The sequence below is a fragment of the Mesorhizobium sp. P2_D1 genome (assembly GCF_056404455.1).
Window position 1 is genome coordinate 36,538 of sequence record NZ_JBFUDZ010000028.1, and the last position, 20,221, is coordinate 56,758.

Annotated in this window: 19 protein-coding genes; 1 reads left to right on the forward strand and 18 read right to left on the reverse strand. The window is 64.3% G+C overall.

Annotation, left to right across the window (positions count from 1 at the left end; translation table 11 throughout):
* Window positions 1-33: 33 nt before the first annotated feature.
* The 3 genes from AC1D0I_RS20140 to AC1D0I_RS20150 are packed head-to-tail and all read right to left on the reverse strand — an operon-like array spanning window position 34 to window position 5,193.
* On the reverse strand, window positions 34-3,036 hold the full coding sequence (locus AC1D0I_RS20140) for a bifunctional [glutamine synthetase] adenylyltransferase/[glutamine synthetase]-adenylyl-L-tyrosine phosphorylase (RefSeq protein WP_477397229.1): 3,003 nt from the start codon (window positions 3,034-3,036) through the stop codon (window positions 34-36).
* Complete coding sequence (locus AC1D0I_RS20145) at window positions 3,036-4,511, reverse strand: sensor histidine kinase (protein WP_477397231.1); 1,476 nt, start codon at window positions 4,509-4,511, stop codon at window positions 3,036-3,038. The genes AC1D0I_RS20140 and AC1D0I_RS20145 overlap by 1 nt, the downstream gene beginning before the upstream one ends.
* A 7-nt stretch (window positions 4,512-4,518) precedes the next feature.
* A complete protein-coding gene (locus AC1D0I_RS20150; RefSeq protein ID WP_167392270.1) occupies window positions 4,519-5,193 on the reverse strand; it encodes a response regulator transcription factor in 675 nt (224 codons plus the stop codon).
* Window positions 5,194-5,227: 34 nt separating this feature from the next.
* Here AC1D0I_RS20150 and AC1D0I_RS20155 point away from each other — a divergent pair, with 34 nt between their 5' ends.
* Entirely contained in the window at window positions 5,228-5,362 is a 135-nt protein-coding gene (locus AC1D0I_RS20155; protein WP_477397233.1) for a hypothetical protein, read from the forward strand.
* Window positions 5,363-5,552: 190 nt separating this feature from the next.
* On the opposite strand, the gene AC1D0I_RS20160 is transcribed toward AC1D0I_RS20155, so the two are convergent.
* From AC1D0I_RS20160 to AC1D0I_RS20230, 15 genes are all read right to left on the reverse strand, one after another.
* Window positions 5,553-7,106, reverse strand: a complete 1,554-nt coding sequence (locus AC1D0I_RS20160) for a Do family serine endopeptidase (RefSeq protein WP_457150981.1) — start codon at window positions 7,104-7,106, stop codon at window positions 5,553-5,555.
* Window positions 7,107-7,237: 131 nt separating this feature from the next.
* Window positions 7,238-7,705 (reverse strand): cytochrome c-type biogenesis protein, encoded by a 468-nt coding sequence (locus AC1D0I_RS20165; RefSeq protein ID WP_477397234.1) that lies wholly within the window; start codon window positions 7,703-7,705, stop codon window positions 7,238-7,240.
* Window positions 7,702-9,693 carry a heme lyase CcmF/NrfE family subunit gene (locus tag AC1D0I_RS20170; RefSeq protein WP_477397236.1) on the reverse strand — a complete coding sequence of 664 codons (1,992 nt, stop codon included), beginning with the start codon at window positions 9,691-9,693 and terminating at the stop codon, window positions 7,702-7,704. Before AC1D0I_RS20170 ends, AC1D0I_RS20165 begins: the two co-directional genes overlap by 4 nt.
* A 71-nt stretch (window positions 9,694-9,764) precedes the next feature.
* Window positions 9,765-10,208, reverse strand: a complete 444-nt coding sequence (ccmE, locus tag AC1D0I_RS20175) for a cytochrome c maturation protein CcmE (RefSeq protein ID WP_095089931.1) — start codon at window positions 10,206-10,208, stop codon at window positions 9,765-9,767.
* Between the two features lie 7 nt (window positions 10,209-10,215).
* Window positions 10,216-11,355 carry a c-type cytochrome biogenesis protein CcmI gene (gene ccmI / locus AC1D0I_RS20180; RefSeq protein ID WP_477397238.1) on the reverse strand — a complete coding sequence of 380 codons (1,140 nt, stop codon included), beginning with the start codon at window positions 11,353-11,355 and terminating at the stop codon, window positions 10,216-10,218.
* A 127-nt stretch (window positions 11,356-11,482) separates the two neighbouring features.
* The gene (locus AC1D0I_RS20185) at window positions 11,483-11,920 is read right to left on the reverse strand and encodes a hypothetical protein (protein ID WP_477304761.1); all 438 of its coding nucleotides are present in this window, start codon (window positions 11,918-11,920) and stop codon (window positions 11,483-11,485) included.
* Between the two features lie 176 nt (window positions 11,921-12,096).
* Window positions 12,097-13,530, reverse strand: a complete 1,434-nt coding sequence (locus tag AC1D0I_RS20190) for an ATP-binding protein (RefSeq protein WP_477397240.1) — start codon at window positions 13,528-13,530, stop codon at window positions 12,097-12,099.
* The gene (locus AC1D0I_RS20195; RefSeq protein ID WP_023812809.1) at window positions 13,514-14,179 is read right to left on the reverse strand and encodes a response regulator transcription factor; all 666 of its coding nucleotides are present in this window, start codon (window positions 14,177-14,179) and stop codon (window positions 13,514-13,516) included. The genes AC1D0I_RS20190 and AC1D0I_RS20195 overlap by 17 nt, the downstream gene beginning before the upstream one ends.
* A 90-nt stretch (window positions 14,180-14,269) precedes the next feature.
* The gene (locus AC1D0I_RS20200; RefSeq protein ID WP_457150988.1) at window positions 14,270-14,569 is read right to left on the reverse strand and encodes a hypothetical protein; all 300 of its coding nucleotides are present in this window, start codon (window positions 14,567-14,569) and stop codon (window positions 14,270-14,272) included.
* 169 nt (window positions 14,570-14,738) lie between these two features.
* The gene (locus AC1D0I_RS20205) at window positions 14,739-15,146 is read right to left on the reverse strand and encodes a DUF3168 domain-containing protein (RefSeq protein WP_095089923.1); all 408 of its coding nucleotides are present in this window, start codon (window positions 15,144-15,146) and stop codon (window positions 14,739-14,741) included.
* Between the two features lie 81 nt (window positions 15,147-15,227).
* Window positions 15,228-16,034, reverse strand: coding sequence for an ABC transporter permease (locus tag AC1D0I_RS20210; protein WP_477226205.1), 807 nt, complete (start codon window positions 16,032-16,034; stop codon window positions 15,228-15,230).
* Window positions 16,034-16,867, reverse strand: a complete 834-nt coding sequence (locus AC1D0I_RS20215; RefSeq protein ID WP_095089919.1) for an ABC transporter permease — start codon at window positions 16,865-16,867, stop codon at window positions 16,034-16,036. The genes AC1D0I_RS20210 and AC1D0I_RS20215 overlap by 1 nt, the downstream gene beginning before the upstream one ends.
* A gap of 25 nt (window positions 16,868-16,892) precedes the next feature.
* A complete protein-coding gene (locus tag AC1D0I_RS20220; protein ID WP_095089917.1) occupies window positions 16,893-18,008 on the reverse strand; it encodes an ABC transporter substrate-binding protein in 1,116 nt (371 codons plus the stop codon).
* 69 nt (window positions 18,009-18,077) lie between these two features.
* Window positions 18,078-19,172, reverse strand: coding sequence for an ABC transporter ATP-binding protein (locus AC1D0I_RS20225; RefSeq protein WP_477304751.1), 1,095 nt, complete (start codon window positions 19,170-19,172; stop codon window positions 18,078-18,080).
* Between the two features lie 92 nt (window positions 19,173-19,264).
* Window positions 19,265-20,191: a LysR substrate-binding domain-containing protein gene (locus AC1D0I_RS20230; RefSeq protein WP_095089913.1), complete on the reverse strand. Its 927-nt coding sequence runs from the start codon at window positions 20,189-20,191 to the stop codon at window positions 19,265-19,267.
* Window positions 20,192-20,221 lie beyond the last annotated feature (30 nt).

Below are 20,221 nucleotides of genomic sequence, written 5' to 3' on the forward strand. Positions count from 1 at the left end.
CCCGATGCGGTCAGAGATAACCGCTCGTCGCGATCATCCCGTACGAAGCAAAAGGTCAAAGTCCTTCCTGACCTTTTGCGACGTCTCCTTGAGGTGCGCTTCCAGCACACCGAAATCCGGCAGATCGGTCACCGCCAGAAGCAGATCCGAAAGCCCCGGCGGAACATCGTCGCGCTCGAAGGCTCCAGTGAGGCACAGCCGCGTCATCTGGGTCAGCGCCAGATAGAGCGCGTAGGCTTCGCCAAGTTCCTGCCTGACCTCAGCATCGGCAAAGCCCGGCGCCAGGCGCGACAGGATTTCGGCCGTGCCGGTGGCACGTGCGAGCGGCACGGCCGGGGCACGTACAATTGGCACGGCCGGAGCACGCGGCCGGGCTTCGACCTGCCCGGTGAGCACGGCCACCTGGGCGATGAATTCGAGATCGATCAGGCCGCCGGGGATCAGCTTGATGTCCCATAGGTCGCGCGGCGGCTTTTCCTTTTCGATCATGGCGCGCATATCCGTGGCCCCGGCCATCACCTTTGCCGCGTCGCGCGGCTGGCCAAGCACTGCCGCCACTTCCGCCTCGACCTCGCTGCACAGGCCGGAATCGCCGGCAATGGCACGCGCCCGCGACAGCGCCATGTGCTCCCACGTCCAGGCCTCCTGGCGCTGGTACTTCTTGAAGGCATCGACATGGGTGGCCACGGGCCCCTTGTTGCCGGATGGCCGCAGGCGCAGGTCGAGTTCGTAGAGCACGCCTTCCGCGGTTGGCGCGGACACGGCCGCGATCAGCCGCTGCGTCATGCGGGTGTAGTAATGCGAAGGCGCCAGCGGCTTGTCGCCATCGGATTCCTCGGCATTTGGCGCGTGGTCGTAGAGCAGGATGAGGTCGACGTCCGATCCGGCGGTCAGCTCGCGGCTGCCGAGCTTACCCATGCCGAGCAGCGAAACCACGCCGCCGGCAATCGTGCCGTGGCGTGTCGCGAATTCGGCGGTCACCGCCTGCAATGCCGCCTCGATCGTGAGATCCGCAAGATCGGAAAAGGCGCGGCCGGCCCGAGCCGGATCGATCGAGCCGGCCAGCAGCCGGACACCGATCAGGAACTTCTGTTCGGAGGCAAAAATGCGCAGCCGGTCGAGCACGTCCTCATAGGGCCGGTCGCCCTCGACAAAGGCGGAAAGCCGAGCCGACAGATAGGCACGGTCCGGCAATTCGGTCAGCAAGGCCGGGTCGAGCAAGCCATCGAAGACATGCGGCCGGCGCGTGATGATCGCCGCCAGCCGGGGTGCGGCACCCATGATCGTCGCCATGAGCTTCAACAGCGCCGAATTGGATTGCAGCAAGGAGAACAGCTGGATACCGGCAGGCAGGCCGGCGAGAAACTCGTCGAAGCGTATCAAGGCTTCGTCGGCCCGGCGGGTCTGGCCGAAGGATCGCAGCAGCGCCGGCGTCAGTTCCGTCAGCCGTTCGCGCGCTTCCGCCGACCGGGTGACGCGATAGCGGCCGAAATGCCAGCCGCGGATGACGCGGCAGATGTCACTCGGCCGCTGAAAGCCGAGACCGTGCAAGGTCCGCAGCGTGTCGGGATCATCGACATCGCCGGTGAAGACCAGATTGCCGATGCCCGTCGAAAGCTCCGGCGCGGTTTCAAACAGGGCGGCGTAATGGCGCTCGACCTGTTGCAGCGAGGCGCGGAAGGCCTGGGAAAAGGCGGCGGCGTCGGCAAAGCCGAGCATGTGGGCGATGCGCTCCAGCCCTTCATCGTCTTCCGGCAGCGTGTGCGTCTGCTCGTCGGCAACCATCTGCACGGCATGTTCGACACGCCGCAGGAACCAGTACTGACGAGCCAGCGCATCGCGGGCGTCTGATGTAATCCAGCTGCGCGCCGCAAGCTGGCCGAGCATCGGCACGGTCTCTCGCCCGCGCAGTTCCGGGAAACGTCCGCCGGCGATGAGCTGCTGGGTCTGGACGAAGAACTCGATCTCTCGGATGCCGCCGCGCCCGAGCTTGACGTTGTGGCCCTTCACGGCGATCTCGCCATGGCCCTTGTGGGCGTGGATCTGGCGCTTGATCGAATGGACATCGGCAATCGCCGCATAGTCCATGTATTTGCGCCAGATATAGGGCTGCAACTCCTTGAGGAAGGCAGCGCCCGCGGCGAGGTCGCCGGCGACTGGACGCGCCTTGATCATCGCGGCGCGCTCCCAGTTCTGGCCGCGCGCCTCATAATAGCGCAGCGCTGCCTCGACCGGGATCGCCAGCGGTGTCGAACCTGGATCAGGGCGCAACCTCAGATCGGTGCGGAAGACATAACCGTGCTCGGTGCGGTCCTGCAGGATGCGCACCAGGCGACGCGTCAGGCGCGAAAACAGCTCGGTGGCATCAAGCGGATCGACGACGGCGGGCGCTTCCGGATCGAAGAAGACGACGAGATCGATGTCGGAGGAAAAATTCAGCTCGTGCGCGCCAAGCTTGCCCATGCCGAGCAGGATCCAGCCCGATTGCCTCGGCGGATCGTCGAGATCCGGCAGCTTGAGCTTGCCCTGGCCATGCGCGTCGCGCAGCAGGAAGTCGACGGCAGCGCGGGTGCAGGCGTCGGCAAGGTCGCTCAACCGCCGCACCGTCAGCGCCGTTTCGGCTTCGCCGGCAAGATCGGCCAACGCGATCAGGAAATGCGCCTCGGCCTTCCACTGGCGAAGTTCCATCATCAGGCCGGATTCCGAGACCGCCTCGACCAAATGCGCCTGGCCGATGGCGGTGCCGATCGCTTTCAGCCGCGCCTCGACCGTCTGTTCGAACAGGCCGTCCAAAATCTGCGGCCGACGACGCGCCGTATCGCGCAGGAACGGCGACAGATCGAAGACGGCTGCCAGGAAATCCTGGCCTGCCCCCTGGCCGGCCAGGAAATTGGCCAACCTCGCCAGCCCTTCTTCCCGCGCCGCGGAAGTGATCTCGGCCAGCTCTTGCCGCGCCCGATTTTCGTCGAGCAGAGCAAGGCTGGCGAGCGGCTTCAGCAGCCAATCCGTCTCTACCTGCTTCGCAGCCGCACTCATCAGTGATCCTCCCGCGAGGGGAAACTCATGACCACGGATAATCCGGGATTGCCAGGCAAGAGATCAAGCCGGCCATTGTGGAAGGTCATGACCGCCTTGGCGAGGCTCAGGCCAAGACCGGAACCCGGCTGCGAACGGCTTTTCTCCAGCCGCACGAAACGCTCGGTCGCGCGGGCACGGTCGCCATCGTCCGGAATGCCCTGACCATTGTCGGCAACCGACAGTCGAACTTCGGTACCGATCCGCTCAACAGCCACGCGCACGGCCGGTTGGGCGTTGGAGTCGGTCGAATATTTGATGGCGTTGTCGACGATGTTCGACAGTGCCTGGCCGATCAATTCGCGGTTGCCGTTGACGAAGACCGTTTCCCGCACGTCTGTCTCCAGCGAGACGCCTGCCTCCTCCGCCACCGGTTCGTAGAGCTCGACGACATCGCGCACGGCTTCCGCAAGATCGACGCGGTTGGTGTTCTCTGAGGAGTACCCAGCCTCCAGCCGGGAGATCATCAGGATGGCGTTGAAGGTTTTTATCAGCTGGTCGGATTCGGCAATCGTGCCTTCCAGCGCCTGACGGTAATCGGTGGTCTTGTGCTTGCCCGCAAGCGTCGCCTCGGCCCGGTTGCGCAGCCTGGTCAGCGGCGTCTTCAAATCATGYGCGATGTTGTCGGAAACCTGTTTCAGGCCTTCGTTGAGCGTGGCGATCCTGGCCAGCATGGAATTGAGGTTTTCGGAGAGCCGGTCGAACTCGTCAYCGGCGCCTGTCACCGGTAACCGGCCGGAAAGATCGCCGCCCATGATGCGGCGGCTGGCTTCCGACACGCTGTCGATGCGCTTCAGCGCGGCGCGACCGACAAAGAACCAGATCAGCAGTCCGCCCAGCCCCATCATGCCAAGCGCCAGCATCAGGGCGCGGCGGATGACGGCGCGGAACCGCTCCGGCTCGCCGAGGTCGCGGCCGACCAGCATGATCATCTGGTTGGGCAGCCGAAGCACCAGCGCAATGGCGTTGTGGCCCTTTTCGCCCTGCGCCTGCGCTTCGTTCGGGTCGGATTGAGTGGTGCTCTGGTCCGCCGGCAGATTGCGCTGCCGCTCGAGCTCTCCCTCACCAAAGCGCTGATAGGAGAACGGGCTGTTGGTCCAGCCTTCGGTTTCGAGCACGCCCGGCTCCAGGCTCTGCACGTTGCCGGTCAGGATCTGGCCGTTGGCGTCGGCGATCAGATAGAGGTTGGCGCCGGGCTGGCGCGAGCGCTGCTCGACGACGCGCACCAGGATCGGCAGGCCGCCACGCTGATAGGCGCGAGCGAGGCCGAGCACCTCGTCGTTGATGGTCTCCTGCGTCTGCGCGGTCAGCATGCGCGCCGACAGCGAGGTCATGTAGAAGACGAGCAGCACGGCGCAGAGCGCGAAGAGCAGGAGATAGAGCGCCGAAAGCCGCGCTGCCGTCGTCTTCATGATGGCTGGCACGGAAAGGGCCATGCTGCTGCTAGCCGCTCTTCAGCATGTAGCCGGCGCCGCGAACGGTATGCAGTATGGACTTGTCGAAGCCCTTCTCGATCTTGCCGCGCAGCCGCGAAACATGGACGTCGATGACATTGGTCTGCGGATCGAAATGATAGTCCCAGACATTTTCGAGCAGCATGGTGCGCGTCACCACCTGGCCGGCATGGCGCATCAGATATTCCAGCAGGCGGAATTCGCGCGGCTGCAGCGTGATCTCGCGCGCCGCGCGGCGGACTGAGTGCGACAGCCTGTCGAGTTCCAGATCGCCGACGCGGTAGACGGTTTCGGCTTCCTTGGCGCTGGCGCGGCGGTTCAGCACCTCGACGCGGGCCAGAAGCTCCGAGAAGGCATAGGGCTTGGTCAGATAATCGTCGCCGCCGGCGCGCAGGCCGGTGACCCGGTCGTCGACCTCGCCGAGCGCCGACAGGATCAGCACCGGCGTCGTGTTGCCCCTGGACCTCAGGCCGGCAATGACCGACAGGCCGTCGCGGCGCGGCATCATCCGGTCGATGACCATCACGTCGTAGTCGCCAGCGTCGGCGAGCGCAAAGCCGGTCTCGCCGTCTCCGGCAACATGGGCAGTGTGACCGGCCTCGGCGAAGGCTTTCTGCAAGTAATCCGCAGCCTCGCGATCGTCTTCTATGACGAGAATCTTCATAGGACCGTTATACGCGATTTCGCTGGAAGGTTGAGTGGCAGACATCTGCATTGTGGCCTTTGCCAAAGCGCATCGCGATCAAGATCATCCGAAGCCGCGCGCGATAAAAATCCTGTCCAGACCTCGTTGCGCCAAGACCGCTGAAACGCTTTTTGACGACATGCCTTGAGGTGCGGCAGCGGGCGGTAGGAAGCCCGCTGCCGCCGGGGAGAGCGCGATGACTGACTAACGCGCACTCCTCCATGCTTTCCCGTACGGCGGCTCGGGGGTGTTGAAATCGCCGCACTGGAAAAGTCGAACCTGCCGCCGGAGCGCCCTCATCCGCATGGAGAAGGGCAAGAACGCTCCGGAGACGTGTCTCAGCCCTTGGCGACGGGCAGCGCGACGAAACGATTGTTGTCGTCGCGGGTGATCTGCATCAGCACGGCCTTGCGGCCGGACTTGACCGCCTCGGTCATCGCCTTGGTGACGTCGTCGGTGGCATTCACTTCGGTCGAATTGACCGACGTGATGATGTCGCCCGGCTGGATGCCGCGGTCGGCGGCATCGCTGTCGGGATCGACATCGGTCACCACCAGTCCCTTGCCGTTTTCGGACTTGGTGACGGTCAGGCCGAGATCGGCCAGCGAGTCGGGCTTGGCCGGAGCGGCGGGCTGCTGCTGGTCGGCCGATGCCTGCTTGTCGCTCGAAGGCAGTTTGCCGAGGTCGACCTTGACCGTCTGGCTCTTGCCATCACGCCATACGGTGACGTCGACCGACTTGCCAGGCGAGTAGGCGCCGATCAGCCGGGCCAGTTCCTTCGGCGATGCAACGTCCTTGCCGTCGACCTGGGTGATCACGTCACCAGCAATGATGCCGGCCTTCTTGCCGGGACCCTCATCCTGGGCGCTGGAAACCAGGGCCCCATTCTGCGACTTCAGGCCCAGCGATTCGGCGATGTCGGAGGTGACCGGCTGAATTTCGACACCGAGCCAGCCACGCTGCACGGAACCGCTCTTCATCAGGTCCTGAACGACCTGCTTGGCGGTCGAAGCCGGAATGTCGAAGGCGATGCCGACGCTGCCACCTGACGGCGAGAAGATCGCGGTGTTGATGCCGACGACCTGACCGTTGAGGTTGAAGGTCGGGCCGCCCGAATTGCCGCGATTGACCGAAGCATCGATCTGGATGAAGTCGTCATAGGGGCCAGCGCCGATGTCGCGGCCACGGGCCGAGACGATGCCGGCGGTAACCGTGCCGCCGAGGCCGAACGGATTGCCGACGGCCACCACCCAGTCACCGACGCGAACCTTGGAGTCGTCCGCGAAGTCGACATAGGTGAACTTGCCGACGCCGTCGACCTTGAGCACGGCGAGATCGGTGCGTGGGTCGGTGCCGATCAGTTTGGCGTCGAGTTCCTTGCCGTCATTCATCACCACGGTGAAGGCCGAGCCTTCCTCGACGACGTGGTTGTTGGTGACCAGATAGCCATCATCGGAGATGAAGAAGCCGGAACCCTGTGCAACCGGTCGCGGCTGGTCGTTGTTGTGGTCGCGGTGGCTGAAGCGGCGGTTACCGCCACCCTCGCCGTTCTGATCGCCAAAACCACGGAATTCCTTGAAGAAGCGGCGCAACTGCGGATTGTTGGGCAGGTTGTTCATGCCGTCCGGATCGTCGGACTGATCGGAGCCGTCATCGGCCACCGGGCTGATCTTGGCCTTGACCTTGACGCTGACCACAGCCGGAGAAACGCGCTCGACGACGTCGGCGAAGCCCGGCACCTGCGGCGCCTCGACACGCACGGCATCGGCCAGAACGGGCCCTGTTCCAGTCGTCAGCGCACCGATGCCGATCGCGCCGGCAACGGCGATGGATGCGACGGCGGCCATCAGACGCTTGCGGGTGACGGAATATGAATTGGGGGCAATACTCATGGGGTCTCGTATCCTCTTTCAAATGGACGCCCTTGATCGGCATCCTCGGAAAACAGAATTAGAGAGGCGCACATTACAGCGCTATTTCCGACGCATGAAATTTTGGTAATGTTTGGGGACGTTCGCGACCGTCAGTCGCGGCGCAAAATGGCGTCCAACGATGCCTGCTCTTCGGCGGACAGGGATTTTGTTGCCAGCGTGCGACGCGACCGCGCGGTCATTGCAATGAAAATGCCGCCAACGAGCAGCAGGATGACCGGCGTACCCCACAGCAAGGCATTGCGCAGTTCGAAGCGCGGCTTCAGCAGGACGAACTCGCCGTAGCGCGACACGACATAGTCCATCACTTGCTGATCGGTATCGCCGGCAACGAGGCGCTGGCGCACAAGGATGCGCAGGTCGCGGGCCAGATCGGCGTCGGATTCGTCGATCGACTGGTTCTGGCAGACCATGCAGCGCAGGCCTTCGGACAGCGCCCGCGCCCTCGCCTCGAGCGCCGGATCGGCCAGCATCTCGTCTGGCTTCACCGCCTGTGCCGCGCCGGCGAAAAGCAGCGCCAGCAGCAGCACGATCGAGGTCAGCGAAAGCCGTGCGCTCATGGCAGGCCCGCGGACGGCACGGCACTGGCCTGCTTGCGCCGGCGCGACGGCGCGCCGACACGCAGGCGCCTGTCCATCAGCGACATGGCCGCGCCTGCCATCATCACCAGGCCACCGCCCCAGATCAGCGTCACCAGCGGCTTCCACCACAGGCGCACCACGACGGAGCCGTCCTTGCCCTCGTCGCCGAGCGAGATGTAGAGCTGGGAAAGGCCCATCGTCCTGATGCCGGACTCCGTCGTCGTCATCTGCCGCACCGGATAGAAACGCTTGGCAGAGCTGATTTCGCCAATCGCGCTGCCGCTGACGCCGATCAGTTCGAAGCGGCCGCGATCCTCGCTGTAGTTCGGACCCTGGGCAGGGTAAAGCCCGACGAAACGCAGCGTGTGGCCGGACAGTTCGACGGTTTCGCCGGCATGCATCGACAGGATTTTTTCCGTGCCGAAGCAAAGCGTGCCGACGATGCCGAGCGTGGTAAGGCCAAGGCCGAGATGCGCAAAGGCAGTGCCGAAGACCGAGCGTGGCAAGCCGAGCAGGCGCCTGACCACGTTCCCGGCAGCAACGTTGCCGAAGCCTGACTTGACCGCGAGATCAGTGAGCGCGCCAAGGATCAGCCAGACGGCGAGGCCGACGCCAAGTGCGGCGAACACCGAGGCGCCGTCGATGAACAGAGCGGTGACCAGCGTCGCCAGAAGGGCGGCGGCAAAGGCCACCATCAGGCGTTGGGCTACGGCGAAGACATCGCCGCGCTTCCAGGCCAGCAGCGGCCCGAACGGAACCATCACCAGCAGCGGCGCCATCAGCGGGCCGAAGGTCAGGTTGAAGAACGGCGCGCCGACCGAGATCTTGTCGGCCGAGAAAGCCTCGACGGCGAGCGGATAGAGCGTGCCGACGAGCACGGTCGCGGTSGCCGTGGTCAGGAACAGATTGTTGAGGACGAGCGCACCTTCGCGCGAAATCGGGTGAAACAGGCCGCCGGCCGTCAACCGGGAGGCACGCAGCGCGAACAGCGCCAGCGAACCGCCGATGAACAGCGTCAGGATGCACAGGATGAAGACGCCGCGTGTCGGATCGGTGGCGAAGGCGTGGACGGAGGTCAGCACGCCCGAGCGGACCAGGAAGGTGCCGAGCAGCGACAGCGAAAAAGTCAGGATGGCGAGCAGCAGCGTCCAGATCTTCAGCGCCGAGCGCTTTTCCATGACGATGGCCGAATGCAGCAGCGCGGTGCCGGCCAACCACGGCATGAAGGAGGCGTTCTCGACCGGGTCCCAGAACCAGAAACCACCCCAGCCGAGCTCGTAATAGGCCCAGTACGATCCCATGGCGATGCCGCCGGTCAGGAACATCCAGGCGACCAGCGTCCACGGCCGCACCCAGCGCGCCCAGGATGCGTCGATGCGCCCTTCGATGAGGGCGGCGACCGAGAAGGAAAAGCAGATCGAGAAGCCGACATAGCCGAGATAGAGAAACGGCGGGTGAATGGCGAGGCCGAGGTCCTGCAGGATCGGGTTGAGATCGCGGCCTTCGATCGGCGCCGGATTGAGCCGGATGAACGGGTTGGACGTCGCCAGGATGAACAGGAAGAAGGCGGCACCGATGGCGCCTTGTACGGCAAGCACATTGGCGCGCAGCGTCGCCGGCAGGTTTGATCCGAAGGCGGCGACAAGCGCGCCGAAGAAGGTCAGGATCAGCACCCAGAGCAGCATCGAGCCTTCGTGATTGCCCCAGGTTCCGGTGATCTTGTAGATCAGCGGCTGCAGCGAATGCGWGTTTTCCCACACGCTCGCCACCGAGAAATCGGAACTCGCATAGGCGCTCGCGAGCGCCACGAAGGACAGCGCCGTCAAGGCAAAGCCGGTCACCGCGACCGGACCGCCGACAGCCATCAGGCGCTGGTTGTTCAGGCGTGCGCCAAACAACGGCACGATGGTCTGCACCAGCGAAAGCGCAAACGCCAGGACCAGCGCGAAATGTCCGGTTTCAACCATGGTTGGGCCCAGACTTTTGTTTTGCCGCAGGTTCTTGCCGCAAAACCGTGGGATCCCTTTGCGGAACCGGCTTATTCACTCTTGCTCTCCTGCCAGACGCCCTTGGCCTTCAGGCCGTCGGCCACCTCCTTGGGCATGTAGCGCTCATCATGCTTGGCCAGCACGCTGTCGGCAACGAAGGTGCCGTCAGGGCCGAAACTGCCCTCGGTGATGACGCCCTGCTCTTCGCGGAAAAGGTCGGGCAGGATGCCGGTGTAGGTGACTTTGACCGATTTGTGCGTGTCGGTGACCGAAAAGGCGACCGTCGCCCCCTGCCCGCGCTGGATCGTGCCTTTTTCGACCAGTCCGCCCAGCCTGATGCGCTGGCCGGGCTGGACACTGGCGGTGGTGAGGTCGGCCGGCATGTAGAAATAGGACGCCTTCTGGCCAAGCGCATAGAAGGTCAGCCCGGTGGCCGCGCCCAGGAAGGCCAGTCCGCCCGCGATCACCGACAATCGTTTCTGCTTGCGCGTCATGTCAGTCCTACTCCGTCGCCGTCAGGCCAAGCGAAGCGGCAAAGGCGGTGAATTTCTTGGCTTCGTCACTGTCGGCTCCGAAGACGGCAATAGCGCGACCCAGCGCGTCACGCGCTTGGTCGGCCTTGCCGAGCACGACATACGAACGCACGAGCCGCATCCATCCTTCCGGGTCACGCGGATTTTGCCGCAGTTTGTCGTCGAGACCGGCGACCATGGTGTTGATCATGGCTTCCCTGTCGGCGGGAGACATGGAGGATGCGGCGTCGACATCGCCGGCATCGGGACCGTTGGTGGCGCCGCCGGAGGCGACTTCGGTGCTGCCGGATTTGGCCAGCGCCTGTTCGACCGCACCGCGCCATGGCGAATCCGGCGGCAGCCTGCCCAGCATCGCCTGCCAGGCCGCGACCGCCTCCTTGGCGCGGCCCTCCTGCGCCAGCGCCATGGCCAGGTAGAAGCTGGCTTTCGCATTGGCCGGATCGAGCTTCAGTGCGGCCTCAAAGGCATCCTGGGCATCGGCCGAGACGATGCCGCCTGCCGCATTGGCGATCGCCTCGCCAAGACCTGCCCTGCGGACCGCGCTGTCGCCGTCGAGGCGAATGGCATTGCGATAGGCCGCCGCAGCATCGGAAAAGCGCTGCATGCGCAGATAGACGGGGGCGAGCACATCCCACCCCCTGCCATCGGATGGATTGGCGGCGAGATGGGCCTCGGCCCGCGCCACCAACTCGTCCACCGAACTGTCGGCCGGATTCTTGGCCAAGCGTTCACTGAGTGGCTGCGACGGCAGGTCGGGAGACCCGAGCTGGCTGTAGAGCCCCCAGCTGACCAGCGGGACCGCCAGAACGGCCGCGGTTGCCACCAGCCTCGCCGCGACCGAGGCCTGCCTGACGGATGCCTTGCCGGCCGCTGCCGCATTGTCGAGGCGAAGGATGCGGCGCGCGATCTCGGCGCGCGCTTCAGTCGCTTCGGCCGGCTGGATCAAGCCGCGCGCGGCATCGCGATCGAGTTCGGACAACTGATCGCGATAGACTTCCAGATCGTGATCGCCGGTCGACGACGCGCCCTTCGAGYTGGCGGCCAGCGGCAGCAGCACCGCCAGGCTCGCACCCAGCGTGAGAATTGCGGCTATGACCCAAAACAGCATGGTTCTTCCAATAAAGGCAGAGCCATGCCCTGCCAACAGATGCATCCTGCGACGCTTTGACGGCAGGCGCGCCGCATGTCCTTGATCGACATCAACCGGCCGGACATCAGCCGGATCCGGTTGATCGTCAGGTCAGCGGCGTCCAGCTACCGTCGGCGTTGCGGCAAGCGGTACCGCGCGCCGTGACGCCGGCTCCGCCGGCAAACACCGTCTGCGTGTACTGGCGGCAGTCCTGCGAACCGACGCGGTAGGGCTGGCCGGGAACCACCTCGCCATAGTGCGAGGCCTGGTCGCCCTTCCACGCCACCTTCTGGCCACTGGTCGTATATTCGAGCGCCTTGTATTCCGCCTCGAGCGCGCTGCGCTTCTCGGTCTCGCTCAGGCCGTTGCCGATCGAGCCGCCTACCAGGCCGCCGTCCATTGCCGAAATGATCGTCGTGGTGACCTTGCCGCCGGACGGAGGCGTCGAGGCCGGCGTCGGCGCAACCGAGGGGCCCTTGCCGCTCAGGGTGGTGCAGCCGGAAACGGCCAGCAATGCGGAAACAAGCGCGACGCGAATCTTCATGCCAACAACCGGTTTTCTTGAGTTGGAGCCTGTCATGGATGAGCCGGGGGCCGCGTCATCGAAGAAGTCGGCGTGGCCATAGTATTGATATTTGTCGGAAATTTGGCCGCTTGGATCAATCGACATGCCGCCATAGTAAATACTGTCCGTCGAACTCGGATTGATCCGGGAAGGCATCATTGAAGGCTCCGCAATCGCACCACCGCCTTCAATCCGCCCATGCCGGACCGTTCGAGCGCCAGAACGCCTCCATACTCGTTGACGAGGTCGGCGACAATGGCCAGCCCCAGGCCTGTTCCGGGCTTTGTCTCATCGAGGCGCCGTCCACGCTTCATCGCCTCGCGCGCCTTGTCCTCGGGAATGCCCGGGCCGTCATCCTCGATGCTGATCTCAAACAGGCTGGCCGCCTCGTCCTTGCCGGTCGAAGGCACGACCGATACCAACACCGCGCTCCTGGCCCATTTTATCGCGTTTTCGAGCAGATTGCCGAGCAATTCCTCAAGGTCTTCGCGCTCGCCGGCGAAGACGATATCGGTCGCCGGCAGCGCCAGCGACAGGTTGGTCTGCGGGTTGAGTTTCTGCAAAACCCGCACCATGCGCTGCACCAGGGGCGCCACCGGCGTGCGGTAGACGACGCTGTCGCGCTGCGCCGCGACACGGGCTCGCTGCAGGTAGTGATCGACCTGCTTCTGCATCGAAGCGGCCTGTTCGGCAATCAACTGCCCCTTGGCGCCGCCAAGCGCCCGGCCCTCGTTGAGCAGCACCGCCAGCGGCGTCTTCAGCGAGTGGGCGAGATTGCCGACCTGGGTTCGCGACCGCTCGACGATGCGCCTGTTGTTTTCGATCAACGCATTGGTTTCGTTGGCAAGCGGTTCGATCTCGGCCGGAAACTGGCCGTCGAGCCTGTGCGCAGTGCCCTCGCGCACCATGGCAAGTGCATTCCTGACCCGGCGCAGCGGCTGCAGGCCGAGCAGGATGGCGATCGCGTTGATCGCGATCATGCCAACACCGAACAGGCTGAGATAGGTCAGCAGGCGGCGCTGGAAGGTCGAGATTTCCTGTTCGAGTTCGCTCTGGTTGCCCATGACGCGGAAGCGCGCGGCGCGGTTCTTGGAGTCGAGAACGAATTCGCTCTCGAACACTTCGAGCTGCTCGCCGTTGATGCCTTCGGTCGCATAGCTGCGCTGGAAACTGGAATTGAAGGGCACATCGGCGACATCGGGCGATGGGATCGTCTTGGTCATCGACGACGAGTGAAGATCTCCGTGCACGCCTTCCGAAGCAGGTTCCACCGACCAGTACCAGCCCGAATTCGGCTCCGAGAACCGGAGGTCGCCGAGATCGGGAGCACCGGTGAGCGCACCGCTGTCGGAAATGCCGATGGAGCCGATCAGGTTGAACAGATGCGCCGAAAGCAGGCTGTCGAAGCCGCGCTCGCTGGCCTGGCGATAGAGCGTGGTGATCAGGGTGAAGATGATGACAAGGGTCACGATCGCCCACACCGTGGAAAAGGCGATCACACGGAACGTCAGCGAACGCGGCCACAAACGCAGCGAAAGCGGCGTCCTTGCGGTTTGTTTGAGCGGTTCCGAGTTACGCCTCCGGCTCACGCATGCGGTAGCCCATGCCGCGCACGGTTTCGATCATGTCGATGCCCATCTTCTTGCGCAGTCGCCCGACAAAGACCTCGATGGTGTTGGAATCGCGGTCGAAATCCTGGTCGTAGAGATGTTCGACCAGTTCGGTCCGCGAGACCACCTCGCCCATATGATGCATCAGATAGGCAAGCAGGCGAAACTCGTGCGAGGTCAGTTTCAGCGGCACGCCGTCGACATCGGCCTTCGACGCCTTGGTGTCGAGGCGTAGCGGCCCGCAGGTCAGTTCGGACGAGGCATGGCCGGCGGCGCGCCGGATCAGGGCCCTGAGCCTCGCCAGCACCTCCTCGATGTGGAACGGCTTGGTGACATAGTCGTCGGCGCCGGCGTCGATGCCGGAGACCTTGTCGCTCCAGCGATCGCGCGCCGTCAGGATCAGCACCGGCATCTTGCGGCCGCCGCGACGCCACCGCTCGACCACGCTAATGCCATCCATTTGCGGCAGGCCGATGTCGAGCACGACGGCATCGTAGGGCTCGGTGTCGCCGAGGAAATGCCCCTCCTCGCCATCGAAGGCGCGGTCGACGACATAGCCGGCATCGACCAGCGCGTCCGATATCTGCCGGTTGAGATCCTTGTCATCCTCGACGACGAGTACGCGCATGCGAAAATCGATACCTGTTGATGAGCTGGGGGCAGATATAGGCCGATTCCGGCGGCCTGGGAAACGAAGGCCTGTAAGATGAAAGATTGGTCAGTTCTGCGGCACGACGATTTCGGAGCGGCGCGGACGCTGCCCGTCCTTGCCCGGGACGAGCACGACGATGACGCAGACCGGCTGGCCGCCGCGGGTCGATTGCGAGGCCTTGGCCAGCGTTCCGCCATTCTGCGCGGCCACCTGCTGGCCGATGGCGTAGCAATCGGAAGCCGCCAAAACGATCGGGCCGCCCTGGTCAGGCGTGATGACCGGTGTCGCCATCGCCTGCGACGCAAACAGCCCGGCAGCACAGAGCGCCAGTGTCGCGGTTCGGAAGTGGGAGCGAAGCGTTTTCATGGCTGGCGTTGTAACGCATCGGTGCTGAACGTGAAATGAACAGTGAACGCCACCAAGACCATGCCCGCTACCCCCTGGAACGCGAGACGACCGATCGAATTTCGCCGCCCACCCGACGAAATCCCGGAAGTGTCAGTCTAGACCCCGTTTGGACCATATTGAAAGCGCATCAGTCACTATCCTGCGTTATGGCGCGAAAACGCAGCAAACCATGATGCACGAGCAGGTCCTCGTCATAGCGGGCCTCGGCGAATTCCAGCACGAGGCGTGTCTGTCCACGCGGGCCGATGATCAGCACCGCGTCGGCGAGGCGCGCCTTGATGCTGTCCATGATGGCACGCGTTTCGGCCTCGCCATGGGTTTTCGACCAGACGTGCAGCGTGACCAACTGGTCGGCATCGTTCTGGACCCCGGTATCCCAGTCGAAGGCGCTGGTCTGGCCGCAGGTTACGTGGGGAAAGGCGGCGTTGTCGGCCGCGTGTTCGAGCAGCCCGGCGCCGCCCAGCAGCGCCGACAGCGATGCATCGCTCCTCAATCTCTGGAACAAGGCCTGCTGCAAGTCGCCGGACGCGGTCATCGTTTTCCTTCATCGTAGCGGCTTGCCGATCATGTGCCGGGATCGCCTCCAAGGGTATCCGGATTCTGCCCGGCTTGCCAATCAGCGGACGCCGCGCAACCTAACCACGAAACTGCGCAGCGCAAGCACCAGCACCGTGATGATGATCAGAATCACGGAAAGCGCGGCGATCGCCGGATCGATGTTGTCGCGCAGCCCCATCCACATCAGCCTGGGCAGCGTGATGGCGTTGACCGAGGTGATGAACAGCGTGACGCCGATCTCTTCCCAGGACAGCACGAAGGACAAAAGTGCCGCGGTGATGATGCCGAACTTGATGTTGGGCATGATGATGCGGGTGGCTCGCTCCCATACCGACGCGCCAAGGCCGCGCGCGGCGAGGTCGATGCGCCGGTCGAGCTGGCTGAGCGAGACCAGCATCAGCACGGTGGCGAAGGGCACCGTCATCACCGAATGGGCCATGGCAACGCCAAGCCACGTGTCGTAGCCGAAGAGCGAGCTGAAGCCGGAGATCGAGGTGAGCAGGAAGTAGAGCGTGATGGCCGAGACCACCGGCGGCACGACCATGGGCAGCAGCACGAAGCCGACGAGTGCAGCAGTGAAACGCGGCTGGAACATCCACACGCCGAGGCTGAAGCACAGCGCCAGCACGGTGGAAAAGGCGCTGCTGACGATGCCGATGCGGATGCTGAGCAGGATCGAATCGATCCAGCGCGGATCCTCGATCAGCGCCCTGTAGTGGCGCAGCGACAGTTCGCCTGATGGCATGGCCAGCATGCGGCTCGGCGTCAGCGACACCGGGATGACGGCGAGCAAGGGCATCAGCAGGAACAGCGCCACGAAGGCCGCGATGATTAGGGAGACGGGACCGGGGCGATAAGTCGGCATCAGATCAATTGCTTCGGTCTGACATAACGGAACAAGAGCGCCATCAGCGCGCCGACGAACAGCACCAGCACGACGCTGATCGCCGCGCCCAGCCCCCAGTCCGGGCTCTGGAATATCCTCAGATAGATCAGCTCGGCGACCATGACGCTGCGGCCGCCGCCGAGGATCGCCGGCGTCACGAAGAAGCCCAGCGAAAACACGAAGACGATGAGGGCCGCGCCGATGATGCCGGAGCGGGTCATGGGCACGAAGACCGACCAGAAGGTGCGCATGCGGCTGGAGCCGAGCCCGCGCGCTGCCAACAGCACGCGGTCGTCGAGGCTGCGCATGGCAGACGCCAGCGGAAAGACGGCGAAAGGAATGAGGAAATGCGTCATGCCGACGATGACGCCGAATTCGTTGCGCACCAGCGCCAGCGGTTCGGAAATGAAGCCGATCGCCTGCAGCCAGGTGTTGATCAGGCCGCGATTGGACAGTAGCGCCACCCAGCCGAAGGCGCGGGTCAGCACCGAGATCCAGAAGGGAACGAGAATGCAGAACTCGGCAACCAGGCGCTGAGCCGGGGTTCCGCGCACCCAGACGACGGTGATGGCATAGGCAGCGGCCACCGAGACCACGGTGACGACCGCCGCGATGCGCAGCGTGCGGATGAACACCGACTGCACCAGATCGTCGGTGAGCAGCGCCTCATACTGGCCGAGCCCCGGCGTCGGCAGCGTAAAGCTCCATTTGACGACGCCGAGGAACGGCCAGGCATAGGCCAGGACAAGAAACAGGAGCAGCGGCGCCATCAACAGCGCCGCGCCCATCCTGTCGGAGAGATATGCTCTCATGTCGACCCGATAATCCCTGCCTCGGTCAGGCGGAGATGATCTTGGTGTATTCGTCGAGCGCTGGCCCGTAGTTCTTGGCGTACCAGTCCATATCGAGCGCGATCTGCTTCTTCATGTTCTCGGGGTCGACCGGGTTGATGCGCTTCTTGTCGGCGGGGATCAGCGCGTCGGCGGCCGGGTTTGCTGGGCCCTGGCCGAGCTTGTCGAACATGACCAGCTGCTTTTGCGGGTCCTGGGCGCTGGCGATGAACTTCATCGCCGCGTCCTTGCCGCCGGGATTGCCCTTGAGCACGGCGAGCGCGCCGGGCGAGATCAGCCCCTGGTCCCAGATGAACTTGATCTTGCCGCCGGAATCCTGCTCGATCAGCGAGGCGCGGGTCGACCAGACGATCGCCATCGAGGCCTCGCCATTGAGCAGCACGCTCTGGCTTTCGGCACCGCCGCCCCAATAGGCAACGACGTTCTCCTTGAAGGCGGCGATCTTGTCGTGCGCGCGCTTCAGGTCGAGCGGATAGAGCGAGGCGGGCGCGATGCCGTCGGCCAGAAGCGCTGCCTCCCAGCTCGACACGCCCCATTTGTAGAGCGAGCGCTTGCCGGGGAATTTCTTCACGTCGAAGAAATCGGCCATGCCGGTCGGCGCGTCCTTGCCGTATTTCTCGGAATCATAGGCGATGACATAGGAGAAGAAATAGGTCGAAGCGGCAAAGTCCCAGCCGAAGCCGGGCCGCATCTTCTTCTTGTCGACGATGTTGTAGTCGATCGGCTCGAGCATGCCTTGCGCGCCGAGCGTGATGGCGGAGAACGGGTCGACGTCGACGAGGTCCCAGGTCGGCGCGCCGCTCTTGAACTGCGCGGCGATCGCGCCTTCGGTCGGGCCGGAGCCGTCCATCTTGACGGTGATCCCGGTGTCCTTGGTGAAGGCCTGGCCATAGGCGGCATCATAGGCCGTGATGGCGTCGCCGCCCCAGTTGACCAGTACCAGTTCCTTCGCAGCGGCGAAGGCTCCGGTCGAGCGCAACAGCATCGGCGTGCCGGCCAGCACGATTGCCGCCAGCTGCGCGAATTGCCGGCGCGAGATCTCGCCGCGCCCTGCCCTTGCGGACAGGCTCTCGATGGCTTGTTTCTTGGTGTCATTTGTCATGTCAGTTCCCCTTTTTTGTCGTTGATAGTACCGGAAAGCGGTGGCGCCGATATCTCGCCACACCGTTCGTCATTGTCCTCCATGCGGAAGGAGGAAACCCTTTTCCGCAGGCCAGGTGAGCCAGACGGAGTTGCCCTTGCTCAAGGCGGCGGCAGCTATCTCGTTGGGCACCGAGACCGTGACCTTCGCGCCTTGCCGCGTCGTCAGGTCAAGCCGCGTTGCCGCGCCAAGATAGGTGGAGTTGGTCGCGGTCGCGGCGATGCCGTTCTCGCCGGCTGCCGCCTCGCCTGATATCGACATGTATTCGGGCCGGATCGCCAGGATTGCATCGCCGCGCACCGTCTCAGCCTTGCAGCGCATGGAGACCGCGCGGTCTTCGCAGAGGCCGGTCGAGCCATTGTCGGCCGGGCGCACCCCCTTCAGCGGCAGCATGTTGATCTCGCCGAGGAACTCGGCGACGAAGCGGTTGTCTGGCCTGTCGTAGACCTCGTCGGGCGCTCCGACCTGCAGCAGTTTGCCATGATTGAAGATGGCGACGCGCGACGACAGCGCCAGCGCCTCGCTCTGGTCGTGGGTGACGAAGACGAAGGTGGTGCCGGTCTCTTGGTGCAGCCGCTTCATCTCGGCCTGCATCTGGCCGCGCAGGCCCTTGTCGAGCGCGGAAAACGGCTCGTCGAGCAACAGCACGCCCGGCTCGAACACCAGCGCGCGGGCGAGCGCGACGCGCTGCTGCTGACCGCCTGAAAGTTGCGCCGGTAGCTTCTTCTCGTGGCCCTTAAGGCCCACGCGCTCGATCATCTCGCCGACTCGGCGCTTGATGTCGGCCGCCGATTTCTTGCGCACCTTGAGTGGGAAGGCGATGTTGGCTTCCACGCTCATATGCGGGAACAGCGCATAGCCCTGGAACACCATGCCGGCCGCGCGCTGTTCGGCCGGTCGGTCGGTGATGTCGACGCCGTCGCTGAACAGCCGGCCCTCGGTCGGTTGCACGAAGCCGGCCAGGATCATCAGGAAGGTGGTCTTGCCCGAACCAGACGGCCCGAGCAGGGTAAGGAACTCGCCACGGCCAATATCGAGCGTCAGATTGTCCAGCGCACGGAACGAGCCAAAGCTCTTGCCGATTCCGATTGCCTTGATCTCTGCGGCCCGGCCGGGTTGCTGCATCCTGCCTGTTTCCTCAATTCCAAAAAGAAATCGTAGGGCAGCGTGCGGCCTCACCGCAACCAAATAGTTTTCGCCGGATCGGCAAATTCCATTCATCTGTCCAATCGGTGGCGCCCGTGGTCGGCCATGACCTTGGCAATGCTCTCCGCGAGTTTCGATCGCAGCCATCCGGCAAACGCGTCAAGCACCGGATGCGTCGCCTTGGCGTGTTCTGAGACGAGGAAGTAGGAGCGCGGCGATTTGATCGCGATGTCGAAGGGACGCACGAGCCTGCCTTCGGCCAGGGCCTTGCCGCTGGTCAGTTCGTCGCCCATGGCCATTCCCTGGCCGGCGATCGCGGCCGAGAAGACGAGATTCATGTCGGAAAAGAAGATTCCGCCTTCCGGGTCGGGGTTCTCGACCTTGGATAGAGCCAGCCAGCGCGCCCAATCCTCGGTGTCGCCGAGATGCAGGAGAGTGGCGCGCAGCACATCGGCGGGCTTGGAGAATCCGCCGACCTTGTTGAGGAGCATCGGACTGCAGAGCGGCGTAAAGGAAATCTCGCACAACAGTTCGGCGGCCCGGTTCGGCCAATTGCCAACGCCAAAGGCGATGAAGGCGTCGGCGTCGGCATTGCTGACGTCATCCAGCCGACGCGGCGTCAGGATGCGCAGCGCGACATCGGGGTACATCTGCCTGAACTCGCCGATATGGGTGCACAGGAACAGCGAGGCGAAGCCCGGCGTGCAGCTGATGCTGAACGAGCCGCCGACGCCTGTGCCGGCATGGCGCGTCACCGCATCGCCCAGCACGGTCAACGCTTTGCGCACGTCGCTGGCATAGCGCTGGCCACGCGGCGTCAGCGCCACGCCCTTGCCGATGCGTTCGAGCAGATCGAAGCCAAGGTCGCGTTCAAGCAGGCGAAGCTGATGGCTCACCGCGCTGCGGGTCAGATGCAACTCGTCGGCGGCGCGCCAGACGCTGCCATGACGAGCGAAGCTGTCGAGCGCACGCAGCGCCTGGGTGGATGGTATGCGCAAGAGACCTCAGGTGAACCGAATTTGCRTGAG